This window comes from Microbacterium sp. (assembly GCF_011620665.1).
GTDB lineage: Bacteria > Actinomycetota > Actinomycetes > Actinomycetales > Microbacteriaceae > Microbacterium.
This window is the reverse complement of the sequence record NZ_WOYQ01000040.1, coordinates 19,641-41,816: the sequence shown is the minus strand read 5'-3', so window position 1 is coordinate 41,816 and position 22,176 is coordinate 19,641. Positions and strand designations below refer to the sequence as shown.

General features: G+C 69.3%; 20 protein-coding genes, 1 tRNA gene and 1 other RNA gene. 11 read left to right on the top strand and 11 right to left on the bottom strand.

The window, feature by feature from the left end:
- Positions 1 to 92: 92 nt before the first annotated feature.
- The 4 genes from pta to QZV81_RS05640 form a co-directional block, all read right to left on the bottom strand.
- Positions 93 to 2,240 carry a phosphate acetyltransferase gene (gene pta / locus QZV81_RS05655; protein WP_292834047.1) on the bottom strand — a complete coding sequence of 716 codons (2,148 nt, stop codon included), beginning with the start codon at positions 2,238 to 2,240 and terminating at the stop codon, positions 93 to 95.
- A 61-nt stretch (positions 2,241 to 2,301) separates the two neighbouring features.
- An RNA gene (ffs, locus tag QZV81_RS05650) (signal recognition particle sRNA small type) lies at positions 2,302 to 2,398 on the bottom strand.
- Between the two features lie 72 nt (positions 2,399 to 2,470).
- A tRNA-Ser gene (locus QZV81_RS05645) sits at positions 2,471 to 2,562 on the bottom strand.
- Positions 2,563 to 2,659: 97 nt separating this feature from the next.
- Positions 2,660 to 3,280 carry a CoA pyrophosphatase gene (locus QZV81_RS05640; protein WP_292834058.1) on the bottom strand — a complete coding sequence of 207 codons (621 nt, stop codon included), beginning with the start codon at positions 3,278 to 3,280 and terminating at the stop codon, positions 2,660 to 2,662.
- Between the two features lie 163 nt (positions 3,281 to 3,443).
- Here QZV81_RS05640 and QZV81_RS05635 point away from each other — a divergent pair, with 163 nt between their 5' ends.
- Positions 3,444 to 4,214 carry a siderophore-interacting protein gene (locus tag QZV81_RS05635; protein WP_292834045.1) on the top strand — a complete coding sequence of 257 codons (771 nt, stop codon included), beginning with the start codon at positions 3,444 to 3,446 and terminating at the stop codon, positions 4,212 to 4,214.
- A 176-nt stretch (positions 4,215 to 4,390) separates the two neighbouring features.
- Positions 4,391 to 5,428 carry a beta-propeller fold lactonase family protein gene (locus QZV81_RS05630; RefSeq protein ID WP_292834042.1) on the top strand — a complete coding sequence of 346 codons (1,038 nt, stop codon included), beginning with the start codon at positions 4,391 to 4,393 and terminating at the stop codon, positions 5,426 to 5,428.
- Between the two features lie 46 nt (positions 5,429 to 5,474).
- Here the strand turns inward: QZV81_RS05630 and QZV81_RS05625 are convergent, their stop codons facing one another.
- The 7 genes from QZV81_RS05625 to QZV81_RS05595 all read right to left on the bottom strand — a co-directional run bounded on the left by QZV81_RS05625 (position 5,475) and on the right by QZV81_RS05595 (position 13,314).
- The gene (locus QZV81_RS05625) at positions 5,475 to 5,651 is read right to left on the bottom strand and encodes a hypothetical protein (RefSeq protein WP_292834039.1); all 177 of its coding nucleotides are present in this window, start codon (positions 5,649 to 5,651) and stop codon (positions 5,475 to 5,477) included.
- The gene (locus QZV81_RS05620) at positions 5,648 to 6,880 is read right to left on the bottom strand and encodes an MFS transporter (RefSeq protein ID WP_292834036.1); all 1,233 of its coding nucleotides are present in this window, start codon (positions 6,878 to 6,880) and stop codon (positions 5,648 to 5,650) included. Before QZV81_RS05620 ends, QZV81_RS05625 begins: the two co-directional genes overlap by 4 nt.
- Before the next feature lie 112 nt (positions 6,881 to 6,992).
- Positions 6,993 to 8,690, bottom strand: coding sequence for an AarF/UbiB family protein (locus QZV81_RS05615; RefSeq protein ID WP_292834033.1), 1,698 nt, complete (start codon positions 8,688 to 8,690; stop codon positions 6,993 to 6,995).
- A gap of 4 nt (positions 8,691 to 8,694) precedes the next feature.
- The gene (locus tag QZV81_RS05610) at positions 8,695 to 9,309 is read right to left on the bottom strand and encodes a PadR family transcriptional regulator (RefSeq protein WP_292834030.1); all 615 of its coding nucleotides are present in this window, start codon (positions 9,307 to 9,309) and stop codon (positions 8,695 to 8,697) included.
- A 102-nt stretch (positions 9,310 to 9,411) separates the two neighbouring features.
- On the bottom strand, positions 9,412 to 10,689 hold the full coding sequence (locus QZV81_RS05605) for a M18 family aminopeptidase (protein WP_292834027.1): 1,278 nt from the start codon (positions 10,687 to 10,689) through the stop codon (positions 9,412 to 9,414).
- 67 nt (positions 10,690 to 10,756) lie between these two features.
- Positions 10,757 to 11,836, bottom strand: coding sequence for a crosslink repair DNA glycosylase YcaQ family protein (locus tag QZV81_RS05600; RefSeq protein ID WP_292834024.1), 1,080 nt, complete (start codon positions 11,834 to 11,836; stop codon positions 10,757 to 10,759).
- Between the two features lie 80 nt (positions 11,837 to 11,916).
- Positions 11,917 to 13,314, bottom strand: a complete 1,398-nt coding sequence (locus QZV81_RS05595) for an NAD(P)/FAD-dependent oxidoreductase (protein WP_292834022.1) — start codon at positions 13,312 to 13,314, stop codon at positions 11,917 to 11,919.
- Between the two features lie 97 nt (positions 13,315 to 13,411).
- Between QZV81_RS05595 and QZV81_RS05590 the strand changes: the two genes are divergently transcribed.
- The 9 genes from QZV81_RS05590 to QZV81_RS05550 form a co-directional block, all read left to right on the top strand.
- On the top strand, positions 13,412 to 14,248 hold the full coding sequence (locus QZV81_RS05590; protein ID WP_292834019.1) for an ATP-binding cassette domain-containing protein: 837 nt from the start codon (positions 13,412 to 13,414) through the stop codon (positions 14,246 to 14,248).
- Positions 14,245 to 14,928 carry an ABC transporter permease subunit gene (locus QZV81_RS05585; RefSeq protein ID WP_292834016.1) on the top strand — a complete coding sequence of 228 codons (684 nt, stop codon included), beginning with the start codon at positions 14,245 to 14,247 and terminating at the stop codon, positions 14,926 to 14,928. Before QZV81_RS05590 ends, QZV81_RS05585 begins: the two co-directional genes overlap by 4 nt.
- Positions 14,925 to 15,656, top strand: coding sequence for an ABC transporter permease (locus QZV81_RS05580; protein WP_292834013.1), 732 nt, complete (start codon positions 14,925 to 14,927; stop codon positions 15,654 to 15,656). Before QZV81_RS05585 ends, QZV81_RS05580 begins: the two co-directional genes overlap by 4 nt.
- 65 nt (positions 15,657 to 15,721) lie before the next feature.
- Positions 15,722 to 16,633 carry an ABC transporter substrate-binding protein gene (locus tag QZV81_RS05575; RefSeq protein ID WP_292834010.1) on the top strand — a complete coding sequence of 304 codons (912 nt, stop codon included), beginning with the start codon at positions 15,722 to 15,724 and terminating at the stop codon, positions 16,631 to 16,633.
- A gap of 95 nt (positions 16,634 to 16,728) precedes the next feature.
- Positions 16,729 to 17,757, top strand: a complete 1,029-nt coding sequence (locus QZV81_RS05570) for an LLM class flavin-dependent oxidoreductase (protein ID WP_292834055.1) — start codon at positions 16,729 to 16,731, stop codon at positions 17,755 to 17,757.
- A 103-nt stretch (positions 17,758 to 17,860) separates the two neighbouring features.
- Positions 17,861 to 18,484, top strand: a complete 624-nt coding sequence (locus tag QZV81_RS05565) for a helix-turn-helix domain-containing protein (RefSeq protein WP_292834007.1) — start codon at positions 17,861 to 17,863, stop codon at positions 18,482 to 18,484.
- A gap of 101 nt (positions 18,485 to 18,585) precedes the next feature.
- A complete protein-coding gene (locus QZV81_RS05560) occupies positions 18,586 to 20,031 on the top strand; it encodes a cytochrome ubiquinol oxidase subunit I (RefSeq protein WP_292834004.1) in 1,446 nt (481 codons plus the stop codon).
- A gap of 9 nt (positions 20,032 to 20,040) precedes the next feature.
- Positions 20,041 to 21,072 carry a cytochrome d ubiquinol oxidase subunit II gene (gene cydB / locus QZV81_RS05555; protein ID WP_292834001.1) on the top strand — a complete coding sequence of 344 codons (1,032 nt, stop codon included), beginning with the start codon at positions 20,041 to 20,043 and terminating at the stop codon, positions 21,070 to 21,072.
- A 35-nt stretch (positions 21,073 to 21,107) separates the two neighbouring features.
- Positions 21,108 to 22,176: ABC transporter transmembrane domain-containing protein (locus QZV81_RS05550; protein WP_292833998.1), on the top strand; the 1,069-nt coding region annotated here is incomplete at its 3' end.

Genomic DNA, 22,176 nt, shown 5'->3' with positions numbered 1-22,176 from the left:
GCTCTCGACATCGATCAGCTGGGACTTGCTCTCGACATCGATCAGCTGGTACTTGAAAGAAGATGAGCCGCTGTTGATCACCAGCACGACGGTCATACGGGCGCCGCCCCCGCTGCCTGCGCCTGGATCGCGGTGATCGCGATCGTGTTGACGATGTCTTCGACCAGCGCGCCACGCGAGAGATCGTTGATCGGCTTGTTGAGTCCCTGCAGGATCGGCCCGATCGCGACCGCGCCCGCCGAACGCTGCACCGCCTTGTAGGTGTTGTTGCCGGTGTTCAGATCGGGGAAGACGAACACCGTCGCGCGGCCGGCGACATCGGACCCGGGCATCTTCGCCCTCGCGACGGCCTCGTCGGCGGCGGCGTCATACTGGATCGGCCCCTCGACCCGCAGTCCGGGGGCCCGTTCGCGGACGAGCGCCGTGGCCGCGCGCACCTTCTCGACGTCTTCGCCCGAGCCCGACTCGCCCGTCGAGTACGACAGCATCGCCACCCGCGGTTCGATTCCGAACTGCGCGGCCGTCGCGGCGGACGAGATGGCGATGTCGGCCAGCTGCTCGGTGGTCGGGTCGGGGATCACCGCGCAGTCGCCGTACACCAGCACCCGATCGGCGAGGGCCATGAGGAACACGCTCGAGACGACCGACACCCCGGGCTTGGTCCTGATGATCTCGAACGCGGGGCGGATGGTGTGCGCCGTCGTGTGCGCCGCCCCCGAGACCATGCCGTCGGCCAGACCCAGGTGGACCATCATCGTGCCGAAGTACGACACGTCGGTGACCGTGTCGGCGGCCTGCGCGTAGGTCACGCCCCGGTGCGTGCGCAGCAGCACGTACTCCGTCGCGAAGCGGTGGACGGTGTCCGGATCGAACGGGCTCAGCACCCGCGCGGCAGTGATGTCGAGACCGAGCTCGACGGCGCGTCCCCGCACCTCCGCCTCGTCTCCGAGGATGGTGAGGTCGGCGATCCCCCGCGCCAGCACGGTCGCGGCGGCACGGAGGACGCGGTCGTCATTCCCCTCGGGAAGGACGATGCGCCTGCGCCCGGAGCGCGCGCGCTCGAGCAGCTGATACTCGAACATGAGCGGGGTGACGACGCTCGAGTTCGCCAGCCCCAGCGCCGTCGTCAGCCGCTCCGTGTCGACGTTCCGCTCGAACAGCGCCAGGGCGGTGTCGTAGCGTCGCTGGGAGCCGGCGGCCAGCCGGCCGCGCGTGCCCATGACCCGGACGGCCGTGTCGTACGTGTCGAGGTCGGTCTGCACGATGGGCAGCGAAGAATCCAGGCCGGCCATGAGTCTCTCCACGGTATCCGGCAGAGGGAACGGGCCGTTGAGGACGATGCCGGCGATCGACGGGAAGGTGCCGGACGAGTTGGCCAGCAGCAGTCCGAGCAGCACTTCGGTGCGATCGGCGGGGACGATCACGATCGCCCCTTCCTGCAGTCGCGCCAGAACGTTGTTGAGCGACATCCCGGCCACCAGGACGTCGAGGACTTCGCGGGTGAGGAGCGCCTCATCACCGCTCAGCAGCGTGCCGCCCAGCGTGCGCATGACGTCGCGCACGGCGGGCGCGACCAGGTACCGGTCCTCGGGGATCGACCACACCCCCACGTCGGACTCGCGTGTGCCATCCACAGCCGGCACTTCGGCGACGATCCGGGCGATCTCGGCATTGATCGCGGGCAGCTTCGCCGGATCGGCGCGGTTGGTGATGACGGCGAACAGCTCTGCCCGGTGGTGCTGCAGCTCGGTGACGGCCTGTGCGGTGAGTTGGCCCAGTTCCTCGGGCGTCCGCGCATCCGAAGCGCCGAGCCGATCGCCCTCGCTCGCTCGGCCGTTGAGCACGAGAAGAGCCGGAGCGCCGAGGTTCGCCGCGATGCGCGCGTTGTAGCCGAGCTCGGTCATCGAACCGACGTCGGTGAAATCGCTGCCGACGATCACGACGGCGTGGCACTTGGCCTCGACCGCCTTGTAGCGCTCCACGATCGTCGAGAGCGCGGCATCCTGGTCGCGCCGCACATCGTCGTAGGTGACCCCGACGCACTCGTCGTAGGTCAGGTCGACGTCGATGTGTTCGAGCAGCATTTCGAGCACGTAGTCGCGCTGCGCCGTCGACCTGGCGATCGCGCGGAAGACGCCGACTTTCGGTGTCACGCGCATCAGCGCGTCGATCACACCCAGCACGATCGTGGACTTGCCGGAGTGGCCTTCCGCGGACGTGATGTAGATGCTCTGTGCCACGGGCCCAGCCTAGGGTCTGGCCGTACCGCGCGACCAGGATGGCCCGGAGAAAACCGCCGTCACGCAAAACTCTCCGCGAACCCGGCAGAGCCCGGTTACCCTTGCTACGTTTCCGTCCTGGGGGAGTTGGCCTGGGTGCCGTCTCGCGGAGAGCTCACGCAAGTCTAGCCGACTGCCCGCGGATCAAAAAGACTGGGCCCCACCCCAGAACAGAGGTCGGGCCCAGCGCGTGGCGGAAGTGACAGGATTTGAACCTGCGAGGCGAGTTACCCCGCCTACATGGATTCCAGCCATGCTCCTTAGGCCGCTCGGACACACTTCCAAGGGACGATCCTACCTCAGGTCCGCTCGCGCCCCCTCGGGGCTTACTCGAGGCACGCTCGGGGCAAGCCCGGGGCAAGCTCGGGCCCTGGCCCGCGCTAGAGGATCGGGAGTTCGCGCGTGCGGTCCCAGGGCTCCGTCCAGCCGAGCCGCGTGAAGAGTCCGTCCAGCAGCATCGCGGTGAATCCCCAGACCAGGGGAAGGCCGGTCGGATGATCCAGGACGAATCCGGGACTCCGCCACTCTTCGCCGTCACGGCGGACGACGGTCACGCCGCGATTCATCGGGTCGAGCAGGTCGGCCACCGGCGCTCGGAATACGGCGGCCGATTCTGCTTCGTCGACCGCGTGCACCGGGGTCTGATCCCGCCACCAACCGAGCACCGGGGTCACCACATGCCCGGAGGTGCCGAGGGGAACCGGGTCGAGCGCGCCGAGGACGTCGACACCGGCCGGGTCGAGCCCCGTCTCCTCGCGCGCCTCGCGGAGCGCCGCGCCGATCGGGCCGTCGTCGCCCGGATCGAGCCGCCCCCCGGGGAACGCGACCTGCCCGGGGTGCGTGCGCAGCGTTGTCGCGCGCGCCAGCAGGAGCACATCGAGGTCGCGCGAAACCGCGACCGCGTGGTGATCGCTCGGGAGGTGGTCGAGCACGCCGAACAGGATCAGGACGGCGGCCGCGCGGGAGTCGGCGGGTATGGGGAAACCCCCGGTATCCGCGATCGCGCCCGCTTCATCAGCGACCCGCACGAGTTGCGCATACGCCGTCGACGGCGACGGCGACGGCGACGTCGGATCAGCGGGCACGGGCACTCGTTCAGGCTACGCCCGTCCCTCGTCCCCCTTCCCCCGTCCCCCGGCCCGTTCCGGCCACTACCGTGGAGGAGTGGCCCTTTCCTCTCGCACCGCAGCCCGCCCTCCGCGCCCGACGATCGCGCTGGAGGTGGTCGCGACGGAGCAGCTGAACGCAACGCTCGTGCGGGTCACCTTCGGCGGCGCGGGGTTCGCGCAGTTCGAGGACCGTCCCGAGACCGACAAATACGTCAAGCTGAAGTTCACAGCGCCGGATTCCCTCCCCGTGACCCGCACCTACACGGTGCGCAGGGTCGATCACGACGCGCGCACGATCGACATCGACTTCGTCATCCACGGCGACGAGGGTCTCGCGGGTCCGTGGGCCGCCGGTGCGCGTCCGGGTGACCGTCTCACCATGATCGGTCCGGGCGGCGGGTACCGCCCCGATCCCGCCGCGGACTGGCACCTGTTCCTCGGCGACGCGGCGGGCCTGCCCGCGATCGCGGCGGCCCTCGACGTCCTGCCGCAGGATGCCGTGGGACACGCGTTCATCGAGGTCGACACGGATGCCGCCATCATCCCGGTCGAGACTCCCGAGGGGGTCGAGATCGAGTGGGTCGTGAACTCCGCGCACGACGCCGACGCGCTCGCCGTGGTCCTCGCGCAGTTCGAGTGGCCCGCGGGTGCGCCCCAGGTGTTCGCCCACGGCGAGCGCGAGTCGATGAAGGCGCTGCGCCCCGTGCTGTTCGAGCAGCACGGCCTCGACCGCGGCCACGTGTCGCTGTCGGGGTATTGGGCACGGGGACGCACGGAAGATCGCTTTCAGGCCGAGAAGCGCGAGCCGATCGGCCAGATCCTCTGAGACGAGGGGCTTCATCCTCTGAGACGAGAGGCTTCATCCTCTGAGACGAGAGGCTTCGGTTCCGGCTTCGGTTCCGGCTTCGGTTCCGGCGCCGGCTTCGGTTCCGCCGCAGGTGCAGCTTCAGCTCGGCCGACCGGGGCGCTCCGCCGGTCACCCGCGACGCTTACGATCGAGGGATGACCGGCTCCTCCCTCGTCCTGGTCGCCAACTCCGGCGACAGCACGATCAGCACCTTCCGCCTCCGGGACGGAACGCTGGAGAGGCTGGCGGTCACGCCGGGGGTGACGGGATGCTCGAACTTCGCCGTCGACGCCGAGCGCGACCTCGTCCACGCGTCGCTCAAGGCCGACGGCACGGGCGCTCAGCCCGGCATCCTGACCCTGTCGCTCGACCGCCGGACCGGTGAGCTGACACCGCTCTCGCGACTCGACCTGCCCGCCGGCCCCATGAGCTACCTGACGCTCACCCGCCGCGGCACGGCGCTGCTCGGCGCCGCGTACGGCGCGGGCTACGGCTTCATCGCGCCCGTGACCGATGGCGCCGTGGGCGAGCCGACCGCGCGCGTCGACTTCGCGAACCTGCACTCGGTGACCACGAGCGCCGACGGCCGGTTCGCGTACTTCGTCTCGCTCGGCGACGATCTGATCGCGCAGTACGCGATCACCGATGAGCTCGCTCTCACGCCCCTCGCTCCGGCGACTGTCGCCGCGCCGAAGGGATCCGGTGCGCGCCACATCGTGCTGAACCGCGCCGAAGACGCCGCGTATGTCCTCACCGAGTACTCCGGCGAGGTCCTGCACTTCTCACGTCACAGGGATGCCGGCACGCTGAGCCCGCGCAGCGCCGCGAGCGTCGTGGATCCCGCCGCCGGTCTCTCGCACAGCCGTTTCGGCGCCGACCCGCGCGCAGAGCACCTCATCTGGGGTGCCGACCTGCACTTCAGCAGCGACACCGTGCTCTGGGCCTCGGAGCGGAGCGCTTCGACGCTCGCCCCGATCGCGGTGGCGTCGGACGGCTCGGTCAGCGACGCCCGGAGCTTCGTCGTGACCGAGCCGCAGCCGCGCGGATTCGCCGTGAGCCCCGACGGCGCGTGGCTCATCGCCGCGGGTGAGCGGTCGGCCGGCGTGACCCTCTACGCCGTGGCGGGTGACAGCCTCGCTCTGCGCCAGCGCGCCGAGACCGGTCGCGCCGCCAACTGGGTCCGCTTCGCGTGAGTCGCTTGAGCCGAGCCGCTTGAGCCGAACCGCTTGAGCCGAACCGCTACTCGGACCCGCTGAACACGGCGCGCAACACGAAGAAGACGATCACCGCGACGACGGCGACCACCAGCAGCTTGACGATCAGCGCGAGCACGCTGAAAAGCACGTTGACCAGCACCCACGCGATGACGATGGCGACGATGACGCCGACGACGGTCCAGAGACTGCTTGTGTTCACGCATCCAGCGTAATCGGGCGCGGAGCGACCAGCTCCACCACCGCGCGGCGCGAGGCCAGCGCGTTGACCACGCCGAGCCCGAGCACCAGGAGCGCCGCTGCCACCGGAAGGAGCATCGCGATCGTGGCCGAGGTCGCCTCGGCGAGCGCACCCGTGACCGCCGAGGCGATCGCCTGGGCGAGCGTCAGCGCCGATCCCACGAGGGTCATCGTGGTCGCCGAGCGCCCGTCGGGGCTGCGCTCCCCCGCGAGGGTGAAGAGGGTGACGAGGGTGGGGCCCACCCCGAGGCCCATGAGGCAGAGCATCACGATGACGGTGGTCAGGTCGCCGGCGGTGGCGTACCCCGCCGCGGCGAGCGCGAGAATCGCGCTGAACGCCACCCAGCGGAGGGTGAGGGGGAATCGTGCGGGCAGCAGCATGACCAGAAGCGCCAGGATCGCCGACCCGACGCCCATGAGGCCGTACAGCAGCCCGGATTGCTCGCCGTGCCCCACCGACTGCGCGAAGGCGGTGAGCGAGGTCAGCGTCGCACCGAAGAAGAGGCCGACGCCGAAGGTCGCACCGACGACCACCAGGATGGGCCGCGAGAGCAGCGCGCGCGCCGGCGCCCGCACGACATCGGCATCCGTCACCGCGGCGGTCGGATGCAGGGCGAACGCCGTCACGAATGCGAAACTCAGCACGGCCGCCATCGCGATCGGCGCCCACGGAGCGACGAACGACGCCAGCACGCCGACCAGCACCGGCCCGATGATGAACGCGGTCTCGTCGACCGCCGATTCGTACGACATGACGCGCGACATCGTGCGCTCACGCCGCTCATCCGAAACGCGATCACGCGTGATTCCGACCAGGCGCGTGCGCGAGAGAGCCGACGCCTGCGGCGCGGTGGCCCCCACCAGCACGGCCGCGAAGAGGATCAGCCCCGCGGTCTGACCGCTCATCACGACGAACGGGAAGAGCGCCAGCAGCGTGCCGTTGGCCAGCCCCACCGGCAGGACGACGGCGCGCTGCCCGAACCGATCGACCAGGTCGCCGATGAGAGGTCCGGCGACGACGACGCCGACCCCCGTCGCCGCCGACGTGAGTCCGGCGAGGGCGATCGATCCCGTCGCATTCGTGACGAGGGTGAGGACGCCGACGACCATCATCGCGAAGGGCAGACGCGCGAGTGCGGCGACCGGAAAATAGCCCCAGCCGGTGTGGCGGATCAGTGTCGGTTGGCTCACGCCGTACCTCCCGAGCGGTCAGCTCGTTTTCACGTGCCGCCTTGCTCCGCAAGCAGGTAGTTGCACCTCGGTGTCACAGTTGCGGCGCCGACCGTACGGCGCGCACCCGATTCTACCGCGATCGCCCCGTCCGCGCACCGGGACGCCGCCCGGAGCCCGCCAGAAGTGCGTGCAGAAGAGGAGCTGCCGAGACGATCATGAGCGCCACGCCGAAGCCGGATGCCGGGCCGAGCAGCAGGATGCCCCCGATCAGCAGGCCGGCGAACAGCACCGCCGAGATCACCCGGCGAAGGGTCTGATCGAGCCGCTCGAGTCGGCGCTCGACGCCGGGATCGGCCACCCGGATGAGACCCGCTTCCAGCTTCGTGAGTGCCCGATCGATGCGTCCGGGCAGACGCAGCGCGGTGCCCGCGGCATCCACCGCTCGACCCGCGACGTCCTGCACCACGTTGCCGGTCTCTTCACGCAGAAGCGTCTGCGCGTACGGCTCGACGGACTCCCAGATGTTGAACCCCGGATCCAGCGCACTGCACAGCCCCGACACGAGCGACATCGCACGGATGATGAGGAGGAAGTTCTCGGGCAGCTGAAAGGGCAGCGAGCGCATCGTCTCGCCGAACTCATCCGCGAAGCCGCGGAACTCACGCGGATCGACGTTCTGCAGTTCGGCGAAGCCCATGCCGCCGAACCGCTGGAAAAGCGCGGTCAGGGCGCGCTCGAGCTCGCCGTTGTCGGCCGACGGCAGCAGCACGCCGACCTGCTCGAACCCGGCGACCATACCGGCGCCGTCGCGCGATGCGACGGCGATCACGAGCTTGCGCAGCCCCGCGCGCAGGCTGGTCGGGATCTGGCCCATCATCCCGAAGTCGATGAAGGTCAGCGTCCACGTGCGCCCCGCCGCATCGGGAGCGTGCGGCGTGACGAAGACGTTGCCGGGATGCGGGTCGGCGTGGAAGAACCCGTCCGCGAAGAGCTGATCGAACATCACCGCGGCGAACTCACCGGCCACGGCAGTCGGATCGATCCCCGCCGCCCGGAGCGCGTCGACGTCGTTGATCTTTATCGCCGTGACGTCCTGCAGCGTCAGCACCCGCCGGGTCGAGCGCTCCCACACGACCTGCGGAGCCGATACGCGCGCGCCGTCGGCCATGTGGGCGGCGAAACGCTCTGCGTTCTCCGCCTCGTGGAGGTAGTCGACCTCTTCCAGGCTGGTCGCCGCGAACTCTTCGACGAGCAGCGGCATGTCGACCCGGTCCGAAACCAGGCGCACGCGGCTCAGCCAGTCGGCCACGCGGCGCAGAGCTGCGAGGTCGACGTCGACGATCCGGTCGATGCCGGGTCGCTGGACCTTCAGCACAACGGCGTCGAGACCGGTGAGGGCAGCATCCTCCGCGGTGAGGCGCGCGCGGTGCACCTGTCCGAGTGAAGCGGCCGCGACGGGGATCTCGTCGACCGAAGCGAACGCGCGCTCCAGTGTCACGCCCAGCTCCGCCTCGGCGGAGGCGCGGATCTGATCGAACGGGACGGCGGGCACCTCGTCCTGGAGCTTCTCGAGCTCGGCGGTGACTTCGGGGGGCAGGATGTCCAGTCGCGACGACAGGAACTGCCCGACCTTGATCATGAGACCGCCGAGGTCGACGGCGAGAGCGTGGAACCGCTGCGAGATGCGCTGCAGCCGGGCTGCCCGCGTGCGCTCGGCGACGCGGCCCAACCCGATGCGCGGCAGGAAGATCTCATACCACCAGGCCTGCAGCATGTACCTCAGGGCGAAGCGGGTGATCCGGCGGTAGCGCGAGCGCTCCGCCGGCATCCGCTCAGTCCCGGGCAAGGATCGCGTAGAGCTTGCGCCGGGCGTCGTCGAGAACCGACACGGCTTCGGCGACCTGCTCGGGCGTGCCCGTGCGTCCCACCTGCATCGCAGCCTGCGCGAGGTTCGCGCCGGACTTGCTCAGCACGACCCCGCCACGGTGGGCGCGCGGTGTCTCGGTGTGCACGGCGGGCTCCGCCGTCGCCCAGGAGCGGTCGGCATCCGCCGCCTCGTCGCGACCGGCCTCGGTCAGCGAATAGGTCTTCCGGCCGCCGGACTCCTCGACCTCGATCAGGCCTTCGTCGGTCAGCATCTGCAGTGTCGGGTAGACGGATCCGGGGCTCGGCTTCCACGCGCCTCCGCTGCGCTCCTCGATCTGCTGGATCAGCTGGTAGCCGTGCATCGGCTGCTCGACGAGGAGCGAGAGGATCGCCGCACGCACGTCGCCGCGAGGGGCGCGGGTGCCGACCTTGCGCCCGAACTGGCCGAACTGGCCGAACGTCTCGCCGAAGCCCTGCCCGATCCCGTCCTTGATCTGGCCCAGGGTGTTCCACAGGTCATCAGCGGATGCGCCGCCGAAGCCCTTGCCCCCGAACCGTCCGTCTGTGAATGAAGTGCCCATGAGTTCCTCCAACGATATATCGAGCGATATTCAACGATACGTCGATGACGGGGCGTGCGACGTGCTTCTGCGCGACTCACAGCGAACGCGAAGTCTCAGGGTTCAGCCGCGGAAGAACGCCCCCGCCACGCGACCGAGGTCGTAGAGGTCGCTCGTTCCGGCCAGCTCCCGGGCCGAGTGCATCGACAGGATGGGGATGCCGACGTCGACCGTGCGCACCCCGAGCCGGGTCGCCGTGATCGGTCCGATGGTCGAGCCGCACGGCACCGCGTTGTTCGAGACGAACTCCTGCGACGTCACCCCCGCGGCCTCGCACCACGCGTGCCAGACTGCGGCGCCGGCGCCGTCGGTCGCGTAGCGCTGATTCGCGTTGATCTTCAGGATCGGCCCGCTGCCCAGCACGGGCCGGACGACCGGATCGTGCTTGTCGGCGTAGTTCGGATGCACGGCGTGGCCGACGTCGCTCGAGACGCACCACGAGGCGGCGAGTGCGCGCAGCTGCTGCTCCCGATCGGCGCCGAGCGAGAGCTGCACGCGCTCGATCACGTCGCTGAGGAAAGGTCCGGCGGCGCCCGAACGCGTTGAGGAGCCGACCTCCTCATGATCGAACACGGCGAGCATCGCGATCTGATCGGTCGCTTCGTGACCGAGGAGGGCGACCACTCCCGCGTGCACGGACGCCAGGTCGTCGAGCCGGCCGCTCGCGAAGAAGACATCGTCCTTCCCGAAGACCGCTCCGCGCGCCGCATCGGCCGTCACCACGTCGTACCCGGTGACACGGGCCGCGTCCACCCCGGCCGCGTCGGCGAGCTCGCCGATCAGATCGGCGGTCTTCGGCTCGCCCAGACCCCACACCGGCTGAGTCTCGGCCTGCTTGTGCAGCGCGAGGTGGTCGTTCGCCTCACGGTCGAGGTGGATCGCCAGCTGCGGCAGGCGGAGCAACGGTCCGGTCGCGGCGAGCACCTCGGTGCCGCCCCGGAGGACGAGTCGGCCCGCGAGACGCAGCTCGCGATCGAGCCACGAGTTCACAAGCGGTCCGCCGTAGATCTCGACTCCGGCCTGCAGCCAGCCGAGGCGGCCGGTGGTCGGCTGCGGCTTGAGCTTCAGCGCCGGCGAATCGCTGTGCGCGCCGAAGATGCGGAACGGAGTGTCGGCGGAGGCAGCCGCGGGCACGACCCAGGCGATCACGGCACCGTCGCGCACGACGACGTGCCGGGCACCCGGCTGCGCGGGCCAGGCGGCGGTCTCGTCGAGTGCGGTGAACCCGGCCTCCGTGAGACGACGGGCGACCTCGGCGGCGGCGTGGAAGCTCGACGGCGACGCGGCGATGAAATCGGCGAGATCCTCGGCATGCGCGAGGACGTCAGCTCTGGCGGGCACGGTTCTCCTCGGTCAGCGAGTCAGCGTGCCTCCAGCGTAGTTCGCGCGGCCCGTCGGCCGGCTCGCGTCACTCCAGTCCAGTGACTCCGACGCCCGCCCACTCGGCCAGGTCGCGGATCTCGGCGTGGACCATCTCGCGCTCCTCGTCGTCGAAGCCGAGCAGCTCGTGGACCGCATTCACCTCGAGTGTCTCCTTCTTCTTGTCGAGCTGCGCATCGAGCAGCCCGACGAATCGGTCGCCGACGAGGATCGGGTGCGCGAAGTAGCCGAAAACGCGCTGTGCCCTCGGCTTGAACTGCTCGAGCACGAAATCGAACTCGAACAGCTCCTTCAGACGCGGGCGGTCGAAGAGCATCCCGTCATAGGGATTGAGGATCGCGACCCGCCCGCCCGCGTCGTCGGCGAGCGCCGCCGCCGCTGCGGGGTCGACGCGCCATTTCCAGTTCGACCCTTCGACCCTCGCCGGCTCCCCGGCATCGCCGACGGGTGTCCACGGCGACTTCTGCTTGGCCAGGCCCGCCGCCTGCAGGCGACGCTGGTCGAGGATGCGGCCCGCGTCGTCGTAGTCGAGCTCGGGCAAATCGCGCGGGAACGCCCGCTCGGCGACATCCCAGCGGCGCAGCCGCCCCTCCCGCCCGACGATCGCAACCTCGCCGGCCCGGGCGAGGAGCTCCAGCATCCGCGGGACCTGATTGGAGCCGTACCACCCGGACTCGCTCGCGTGCGCGACCTGGCTGGTGTCGGCGATCTGCGCCGCCAGCAGAGGGCCCTCGGCACGCAAGGCGGCCAGCACGTCGGCACGGAAGCGCGCGTTCGCTGCCAGCCACTGCGCCGCCTGGGCACGGAAGACGTGACGCTGCATCCGTGCGACGCGCGCCGGCAACAGGGACCCGGCATGGAAGTGACCGTCGTGTTCGAACAGCAGATGGTCCTGCTCGACCGCCTTGCGCAGCTGACCGGGCTCGTACGACCAGCCGATGCGCGACCACAGGATGGTCTGCTCGGACGGCGCGATCGTCGCCGTGGGATCGATCTTGATCGCCGCGAGCTGTTCGGCGACCTCCACGACGTCGCCCGGACGATCGGCGTCGAGCAGCTGCGCGCGCACAACGAGTCGGCGGGCGTCATCGCGCGAGAGCTCATGCATGTCGGCCAGTGTAGGCACCTGCACGACCCGCGACCCGCGTCGCCCTCAGCGGAGCCGGGCGGCACGCTCCGCAGGGCCTGTCAACGCCCGTACGCCTCGAGCCAGCGCAGCCACACTTCACTGAGCGTGGGGTAGGAGGGCACCGCGTGCCACAGCCGGCTGAGCGGCACTTCTCCCACGATCGCGATCGTGGCGGAATGGAGCAGCTCGGCCACGTCGGGGCCGACGAAGGTCGCGCCCACGAGCACTCCGCGATCCTCGTCGACGACCGCGCGCGCGGTCCCCTCGTAGCGCGTCGAATGCGTGCTGGCGCCCGCGACCCACGACAGGTCGTAATCGAGCGCGCGCACCGTGAGACCCGCTTCGCGCGCCGCGGCCTCGGTGAGCCCGACAGAGGCGACCTCCGGGTCGGTGAACGTCACCTGCGGGACGGCTGCGTGGTCGGCGGTCGCGACGTGACGGCCCCACGGGGCATCGTCGACGTCGGCGCCGTGCGCACGCGCCGCGATCACGTCGCCGGCGGCGCGGGCCTGGTACTTGCCCTGATGCGTGAGGAGGGCGCGGTGAGTGACATCGCCCACGCCGTAGAGCCACTCGCTGCCCCGGACCCGCAGAGTGTCGTCGACGTCGAGCCAGGCACCGGGTGTGAGGCCGACGGCCTCGAGCCCGACATCGCCGGTCCGGGGCGTACGCCCGGTCGCGACCAGGATCTCGGATGCTTCGACCCGCGATCCGCCCGCGAGCTCGACGGTGATCAGCGCACCGTCACGGGTGACCCGCTCGACGTCGACGCCCGTGCGCACGTCCGCCCCCGCGGCGCGCAGCGCGCTCGCGACGCGCTCGCCCGCGAACGGCTCCATCCCGCCGAGCAGACCCGACCGCGCAAGAACGGTGACCGCCGTGCCGAACGAGGCGTACGCCGTCGCCATCTCGCACGCGACCACTCCGCCGCCGAGGATCACGAGCGAGTCGGGGACGCTCTGCACCGCGGTCGCCTCGCGTGACGTCCAGGGGTCGGCGTCGATCAATCCCGGGATGTCGGGCAGCAGCGCCGCCGATCCCGTGCACACGGCCACGGCGCATCGGGCGCGGATCATCCGCGTACCGTCGACGGTGACCTCTCGCTCCCCCGTGAGCCGGCCGTGTCCGCGCACGAGCTCGATCCCCGCGCCCCGGAGCCAGTCGACCTGCCCCCCGTCGTTCCACCCGTGCACGATCTCATCTCGGCGGCGCAGGACCGAGGCGACGTCGACGCCGTCCGTTCGGCCGGCACCCGCGGCATCCGCCGCGCCGCGCCGCGCCGCGCCCGCGCGCAGCAGGACCTTGGAGGGCATGCACGCCCAGTATGAGCACTCGCCGCCGACGAGTTCGCTCTCGATGATGACGACGGACAGTCCACCCTGCACGGCGCGGTCCGCGACATTCTCGCCGACCGCGCCCGCACCGATGACGACGAGGTCGAACACTTCGGCATCCATTCCTCTACCCATACCCGAGTCCGACGCGAAGGACCAGCCCCTTGCGCGAATGTCGGAAGCATGTGGTTGGGTAGGTGGACCCGAACGGAAGAGAAGCATGGCGATCGAGTTCCGCTCCGTGACCAAGCGATTCGCCGACGGCACCGCAGCCGTAGACGACTTCAGCCTGGTGCTGCCCGCGCACAAGACCACGGTCTTCGTGGGCTCCTCCGGATGCGGCAAGACCACGCTGCTCCGGATGATCAACCGCCTGATCGAGCCCACGAGCGGCGAGATCACGATCGACGGCGCGCCGATCGCCGACCGTGACGCGGTGAAGCTGCGCCGGGGAATCGGCTACGTCCTGCAGAACGCGGGCCTCCTCCCGCATTTCACGGTGGCCGACAACGTCGCCACCGTCCCCGTTCTCGGCGGCACGCCGAAGAAGCAGGCCCGCGAGCGAGCCCTCGAGCTGCTCGACATCGTCGGGCTCGATCGCGCGCTGGCCGATCGCTACCCGCGCCAGCTCTCGGGGGGCCAGCAGCAGCGGGTCGGCGTCGCCCGGGGACTCGCCGCCGATCCCGACATCCTGCTGATGGACGAGCCGTTCGGTGCCGTCGATCCCATCGTGCGCAAAGAGCTCCAGACCGAGACCATCCGCCTTCAGCGCGACCTCGACAAGACCGTCGTGTTCGTCACGCACGACATCGACGAGGCATTCCTCCTCGGCGATCAGGTCGTGATCCTCGAGAAGGGGGCGCGCATCGCGCAAGTGGGCAGCCCGAGCGAGATCATGGAGAACCCCGCGACCGACTTCGTCGCCTCGTTCATCGGCGTCGACCGCGGCTCGCGGGCGCTGTCCGTGAAGCGCACAGCGCACGGCGCCGTGCTGGTCGACGCCGCCGGCCGCACACAGGGCGTGCTCGTCGGTGATGCGCGCGAGGCGGTGCCGTGAACTGGGTCCTCGACAACCTCGATCTCATCGGGAGCCTGACGCTGGATCACCTCCGCCAGAGCCTCATCCCGATCGTGCTGGGTCTGATCATCGCGCTGCCGATCGGCTGGCTGGCGTGGCGGTTCACGCCGCTCCGCGGGCCCGTGCTGACGACGGTCGGGCTGCTCTACACGATCCCCTCGCTGGGACTGTTCGCCCTGCTGGCGGCCGGATTCGGCATCCCCTACCTCTCCGAGACGAACCTGATCGTCGCGCTGACCGTCTACGGCGTCGCGATCATGACCCGCTCGGTCGCCGACGCGCTCGACTCGGTCGATGAGGCGACGCGCAGCGCTGCCATCGCCGTCGGCTTCGGGCCGTGGCGACGGTTCTGGACAGTTGATCTACCGCTGTCCGGCCCGGTGCTTCTGGCGGGGCTCCGCGTCACGGCGACGTCGACGATCTCGCTGGCGACCGTGGGCATCCTGATCGGAGTGCAGAACCTCGGCTACCTGTTCACGAACGGGTTCCAGCGCCGCATCATCCCGGAGATCCTCGCCGGCGTCGTGGCGGTCGTCGTCATCGCGCTGCTCGTCGACCTCCTCCTCGTCGCGATCGGCCGGATGGCGATGCCCTGGACACCCCGCCGCTCGCTCACGCGCCGCGAGCGTCGCTCGCTGACGGTCGGCAGTGCCGCATGAACGTCTTCCTCGAGGCGTTCGCCTGGATCTTCTCTCCCGAACGGCTCACCGGATCGCTGCCGCTCCCCGAAGGAGTGTGGCAGCACCTCGCGTTCACCTTCGGCTCGGTCGCGATCGCGGCGCTGATCGCCGTGCCGCTCGGCTGGCTGATCGGCCACACGGGGCGCGGACGCGAGGTCGCGGTCGCCCTCTCGGGCGCGGCCCGCGCGGTCCCCTCGCTCGGGCTCGTGCTGCTGCTCGTTCTGATGATCGGCGTCGTCCAGAAGACCGAGGCGGCGGTCTTCGCGTTCGTCCTCCTGGCGATCCCGTCGATCCTGGCCGGCGCATACGCCGGGATCGAGGCGATCGAACGCAGTGTCGTCGATGCCGGCACGGCAGTCGGCATGACCCCGTGGCAGGTGCTCTGGAAGATCGAGATCCCCCTCGGGCTGCCCCTCCTGATCGGCGGCATCCGTGCCGCGACGCTCCAGGTGGTCGCAACCGTGACCATCGCCGCGTACGTGGGGCTGGGCGGGCTCGGCTTCTTCATCATCCAGGGCATCCAGCTTCGCCGGTTCGACGCGATCCTGGGGGCGTCTCTCATCGTCGTGATCCTCGCGCTCGCCCTCGACGGGCTGTTCGCTCTGCTCGAGCGCCTGGTCGTTCCCCGTGGAGTGAGCGGCCGCGTCCCGCGAGCCGCCGGGAACATCGAGCGTGCCTCCGCCGTTCGCACGGTAGGGGTCGACTGAACCCTTCGGCTTCCTTCCATCCACAGCATCCGCAGCATCCACAGCATCCACACGAAAGGCACACCATGTCCCGCACTCGCACCCGCCTCACCGTCGCGCTCGCGGCGTCGGCGATCACCGCGCTCGCCCTCGCCGGCTGCGCATCCTCCGACCCGCTCGCCGGCGGCGGCGAAAGCTCTGCCGCACCGGCCTCCGACACGATCACGATCGGATCGCAGGCGTACTACTCGAACGAGATCATCGCCGAGATCTACGCGCAGGCCCTCGAGGGCGCCGGCTTCACGGTCGACCGCCAGTTCTCGATCGGCCAGCGCGACGCGTACATCCCGTCGCTGGAAGACGGCTCGATCCAGCTGTTCCCCGAGTACACCGGCAATCTGCTGCAGTTCTTCGACCCGAACACGACGGCCACGACCTCCGACGACGTCTTCGCCGCGCTGCAGGAGGCGCTGCCCGAGGGTCTCACGGTCCTCGACCAGTCCTCCGCGACGGACCAGGACTCGTACAACGTGACCGCCGCGTTCGCCGCCGAGAACGACCTGACGAGCATCGCGGATCTCGCCGGCATCTCCGGCCTCGCATTGGGCGGCGCGCCCGAGCTCGAAGAGCGTCCGTACGGCCCCGCGGGCCTGAAAGAGATCTACGGCGTCGACGTCTCCTTCACGGGAACCGCCGACACGACGGTCGACGAACTCCTCGCCGGCACCATCCAGATCGCGAACGTCTACAGCGCCGACCCCCGCATCAAGACCGACAACCTCGTGACCCTCGAAGACCCCAAGGGGCTTTTCCTGGCATCGAACGTCGTCCCGGTCGTCAGCACCGAGATCGCCGACGAGATCGCCGACGTCATCAACGCCGTCAGCGCCGCCCTCACGCCGGAGGGGCTGGTCGCGATGAACGTGCAGTCCACGGTCGATCAGATGTCTCCCGAGGACATCGCGACGCAGTGGCTCGCCGCCAACGACCTGAGCTGACCTGCCGCACCCTGAGCCCAGGCATCCGTTTCCGGATGCCTGGGCTCATGAACGCTCACGGAATGGATGCTCCGAGCGTGGCGTTGCAGGGCATCATGCAGAGCTTCGGCACACTTTCCTTCGGTCACTACGGGCCGCTCGGCGGCGGACGGCGTCTGACCGCAGCCGACTCGATGATCCAGGCGATCGATCTCGCGCAGGGCATGGACGACCTGGGGGTCAACGGTGCCTGGTTCCGCGTGCACCACTTCGCGCGGCAGCACGCCGCTCCCATGCCGCTGCTCGCGGCGATCGCCGCGAAGACCGAGCGCATCGAGATGGGCACCGCCGTCATCGACATGCGCTACGAGAACCCCCTCTACCTCGCTGAAGAGTCAGCCGCCGTCGATCTCATCTCGGGGGGACGACTCGCGCTCGGCGTGAGCCGCGGGTCACCCGAGACCGTCGTGCGCGGATACGAGGAATTCGGCTACACGAGCGCCGACCCGCGCGGGGCCGACCTGGCGCGCGAGCACTTCGACCTGTTCCTGCGCGCGATCGAGGGCGAGGGCCTCGCGGAGCGCGACGCGCACAGTCCGTTCGGGGGAGCCGCCGGGATGCAGCGGATAGAACCGCACTCCGAGGGTCTGCGCTCGCGCATCTGGTGGGGAGCGAGCACCCGCGAGACCGCCGAGTGGGCGGCCCGGAAGGGTGTCAACCTGATGTCGTCGACACTGCTGACCGAGGCGGACGGCCGGCCGTTCGACATCCTCCAGGCCGAGCAGATCGACGCGTTCCACGCTGCGTGGCGCGCAGCCGGCCACCCCGGCACCGCCCGCACGTCCGTGAGTCGCTCGATCTTTCCGATCACGACCGCCGAGGACGAGCTGTACTTCGGCCGCTCGAACGAGAGCGACGGCATCGGCTACATCGACGGCCTCCGCTCGACGTTCGGCAAGACCTATGCGGCGTCACCCGATGTGCTCATCGAGCAGTTGGCGCAGGATGCTGCGATCGCCGCGGCCGACACACTCATGCTCACGATCCCGAGCCAGCTGGGTGTCGCGTTCAACCTGCGGATCATCGAGGCTTTCGCGGCCCACGTGGCGCCGGCGCTCGGCTGGGAGCCCTCGCGACAGCGCTGATCGACCGGCCGTCGACGATCACCCGGTGCACGAATCGCGGAACCCCCGAAGATACTCTCGGATAAACCTGGCGCTCGAGCGCGAAGCCGTGAATAATAGAGGTATGACCACAGGCAGGCCCGCGGGCTACAGTGCCATCTCGAGCTATTCGCGGGTCGAGATCCTCCATCTCGTGCAGGAGCACCCGCAACGCACGGTTGCGGAGATGGTCGCGTCCACGGGCTTGCACCCCAACACGGTGCGCGAGCACCTTCAGCGTCTCATCGAGGACGGGTACGTGGTCTCGGCAGCGGAGGACCGCAAGACGCGTGGCCGCCCCCGTGTGCTCTACAGCGCCGCGGACGGCGACGCCGCGTCGAGCGCCGTGCAACGCCGCAAGGTCCGCGCGGCCGCTGAGCGCGGCGACCTGATGCGTCGCGTGATCCCCGGGCCGGCTCCGGAGCTCACGCCCGCCGCCCTCCACCAGATCGACGCCCTGGTCGAAGACCTCATCGACGCCGGCTTCGATCCCCTCGTGGACGAGACCGCTCTGACGGTCGATCTCACCCCGTGCGCGCAAGCGACGACGCAGGCAGACCACCGCAAGGTGCTGTGCAGCGTGCACCTCGGCCTGATGCAGGGGGTGCTGAACGAGGCCGGCGGACCCCTTTCCATCGACGGAATGCGTTCGTCGTGCGACCCTCGCGAGTGCGTCGTGCACCTCCTGCACGCGGGCGGGCGCAGCTGAGGAAGTTCCGCGAGGTTTTTCACGGCCCGCCCTCTTCATTCCTGAGCGGAAGCTGAGTACCTTCTGTATCACGCAGGACCCGGAGTTGGGGAGGACGTGAAATGGATTTTCTTGATCCGCTGATGCTCGCGCGCTGGCAGTTCGGTCTGACGACGCTCTACCACTTCCTCTTCGTGCCGCTGACGCTCGGGATGGCATTGACCGTCGCGATCTTCCAGACGGCCTGGTACCGCACCGGCAACCTCAAGTGGCTTCACCTCACGCGGTTCTTCGGCAAGATCTTCCTGATCAACTTCGCGATGGGTGTGGTCACCGGCATCGTCCAGGAGTTCCAGTTCGGCATGAACTGGTCGTCGTACTCCCGTTTCGTCGGCGACGTCTTCGGCGCTCCACTCGCCTTCGAGGGTCTGATGGCCTTCTTCTTCGAAGCGACGTTCATCGGTCTGTGGATCTTCGGCTGGGACAAGCTGCCCAAGGGACTGCACCTGGCCAGCATCTGGATCGCCACGATCGGCGCGTGGTTCTCGGCCTACTTCATCCTCGCGGCCAACGCCTTCATGCAGAATCCGGTCGGCTACCAGATGGCCCAGGACGGCGGCCGGGCCGAAATGAACGACTTCCTCGCCGTGCTGACCAACCCGATCGCCATGGCGTCGCTGCCGCACACGCTGTTCGCCGCGTTCATGATGACCGCCGGAGTCATCATCTCGATCTCGGCCTGGCACCTGGTGCGCAAACAGAACATCGACATGATGAGCACCTCGCTGCGCTACGGCCTGTGGGGCATGATCATCGCGTTCGTGGGGGTCGTGCTCACCGGAGACCAGCTCGGCCTCGTGATGGTCCAGACTCAGCCCATGAAGATGGCGGCGGCAGAGGCCCTGTTCGACTCGGCCTGCGGCGCGAACGCGTCCTTCTCGATCTTCACGCTCGGCACGCCCGACGGCACGACGGAGCTCTTCTCGATCCGCGTCCCCTATCTGCTCTCCTTCCTGTCCACGCACACGCTCGACGGGTGCGTCGAGGGGATCAACGACCTGAACCTCCTCTACACGAACGAGCTCTTCCCGCAGTTCGCCGATCAGGTCGACGGCAACTTCGCACCCGTCCTGTGGGTCACGTACTGGTCGTTCCGCTGGATGATGGGTCTCGGAGGGGTCGCAGCCCTCACGGCGGTCGTCGGCCTGTGGCTCACGCGGAAGAACGCCAAGCGCGACGTGCCCCGCTGGGCGTGGCAGCTCGCCATCTGGGCGTGGCCGGCATCCCTTCTCGCCATCCTCGTGGGCTGGGTCTTTACAGAGATGGGCAGGCAGCCCTGGATCGTGTTCGGGCTCATGCTCACGGAAGACGGCGTCTCGCCGAGCGTGCCCGGCTGGAGCGTGCTCATCTCGCTCATCGCGTTCACCGCGATCTACGCGGTGCTGGCCGCGGTCGAAGTCGGCCTCATCATGAAGACGTCCCACGAGGGTCCCGAGCCGCTGCCCGAACCGGGAGCGCCCGACGCTGACGCACCCTCGGTCGAGAACACCCCGACAACGGTCTACTAGGAGAGCACGATGGATCTTGCAACGGTATGGTTCTTCATCGTCGGAGTCCTCTTCGTCGGGTACTTCGTCCTCGACGGGTTCGACTTCGGGGTCGGCATGTCTCTTCCGTTCCTCGGAAAGGACGACGTCGCACGCCGGCAGATCATCAACACGATCGGGCCCGTCTGGGATCTCAACGAAACCTGGGTGATCGTGGCCGGCGCCTGCCTGTTCGCCGCATTCCCGGAGTGGTATGCGACGCTCTTCAGCGGCTTCTACCTGCCTCTGCTGCTGATTCTTCTCGCGATGATCATCCGCGGTGTGTCGTTCGAGTACCGGCATCAGCGCGAGGGCCTGCGGTGGAAGAAGGGGTTCGACCGCATGATCGTGATCGGCTCAGCCCTTCCGGCCCTCCTCTGGGGCGTCGCCCTCGCGAACATCGTGCAGGGCGTGCCGATCGACGCCGACCACGAGTTCACCGGCTCGCTGCTCACGCTGCTGAACCCGTACGGGCTTCTCGGTGGCGTCACGACGCTGCTGCTGTTCTTCACGCACGGTGTCTACTTCGTCGCGCTGAAGACCGACGGTCAGGTGCGCACGGATGCCCGCAAGCTCGCCGGGCGATCCGGACTCGTCACCGTCATCGTCGCCGCGATCTTCCTCGCCTGGACGGTCGGCTCGTCCTTCGGCAACGCCGCTCCCGCGGTCGCTCTCGTCGTCGTCTGCGCGGCGGCCGCCGCCGTGCTGCTGATCGCGTCGCTGCTGGCCAATGCCCGTGACCGCGAAGGATGGGCGTTCGGCTTCGGAGCGGGGACGGTGGTCTTCGCCGTGCTCACGCTCTGGCTCGCCCTCTTCCCGAATGTCATGCCCTCCAGCACCGACCCGGCATTCAACCTGACGATCGAGAACGCCTCGAGCTCCCCCTACACGCTGATGATCATGACGTGGGCCGCGGTGATCTTCCTCCCCCTGGTACTGCTCTACCAGGGCTGGACCTACTGGGTCTTCCGCAAACGCGTCAGCCGCTCCACGATCGAAAAGGCAGCAGCTGTCGCACATTGACGCGCCGGGGGCGCGATGTGAGGCAGGATCGAGGGATGCCGGACTCCACTGAGCGGGCCACCTCGACACGGGGGCGGCCGGTTGATCCCCGACTGCTCCGATATGCGTCGGCATCCCGACTGTTCTTCATGGCGATCGCCGCGATCAGTCTCGCCCAGACACTCGTGATCGTCGCCTTCGCATGGCTGCTCACCGCGACGATCGTCGGGGTGCTCGCCGGTGACGACGTGCTCGCGCTCCTCGGGTGGCTCGCCTGCGTCGCGGCCGTCCGGGCCGTGCTGCTCTGGGCCCGCGAGCTCGTCGCGGCCCGGGCTGCGGCCAAAGTCGAGCTGCAGCTGCGGTCCCATCTGATCGAGGGAGTCGCCTCCCTGGGCGCCGGCTGGCTGAGCGGCGCCAACACCGCCCGGCTCGCCGTGACCGCCGGGCGCGGTCTCGACGCGCTCGACGCCTACTTCGGCCGATATCTCCCTCAGCTCGTCCAGACCATCATCGCCACGCCGATCATCGTCGCCGTGATGTGGTGGCAGGACTGGATCTCGGGGCTCATCGTGGTGCTGACGATCCCCTTGATTCCCCTCTTCATGGCGCTGATCGGCCTGGCCACGCGCGCGGTCCAGCAGAAGCAATGGGCGACACTCCAGACGCTGGCCGCGCGATTCGCCGACACCGTCCAGGGTCTGTCGACGCTCACCGTGTTCGGCCGCCAGCACCGCGCAGCCCGCTCGATCGAGAGGGTGACAGACACCTACCGCACCGAGACGATGCGAGTGCTGCGCGTGTCCTTCCTCTCCGGATTCGCGCTCGAGTTCCTCTCGTCGATCGCGGTCGCGATCGTGGCGGTGACGATCGGCTTCCGTCTCATCGACGGGACGCTCCCGCTCGACATCGGGCTGTTCGTCCTGCTCCTCGCCCCCGAGGCGTATCTGCCGCTCCGCCAAGTCGGCGTGCAGTTCCACGCAGCCGCCGAGGGCGTGGCGGCGACCGAGGACGTGTTCGCGGTCCTCGATGCCGCCCGCGCCGTGCCGCTCTCGCCCCGCGATGCGCCGGCACCCCGCGATGCGCCGGCGCCCCCGCCCGCCGGCGGCGCGCTGGAGCTTCGGGGTG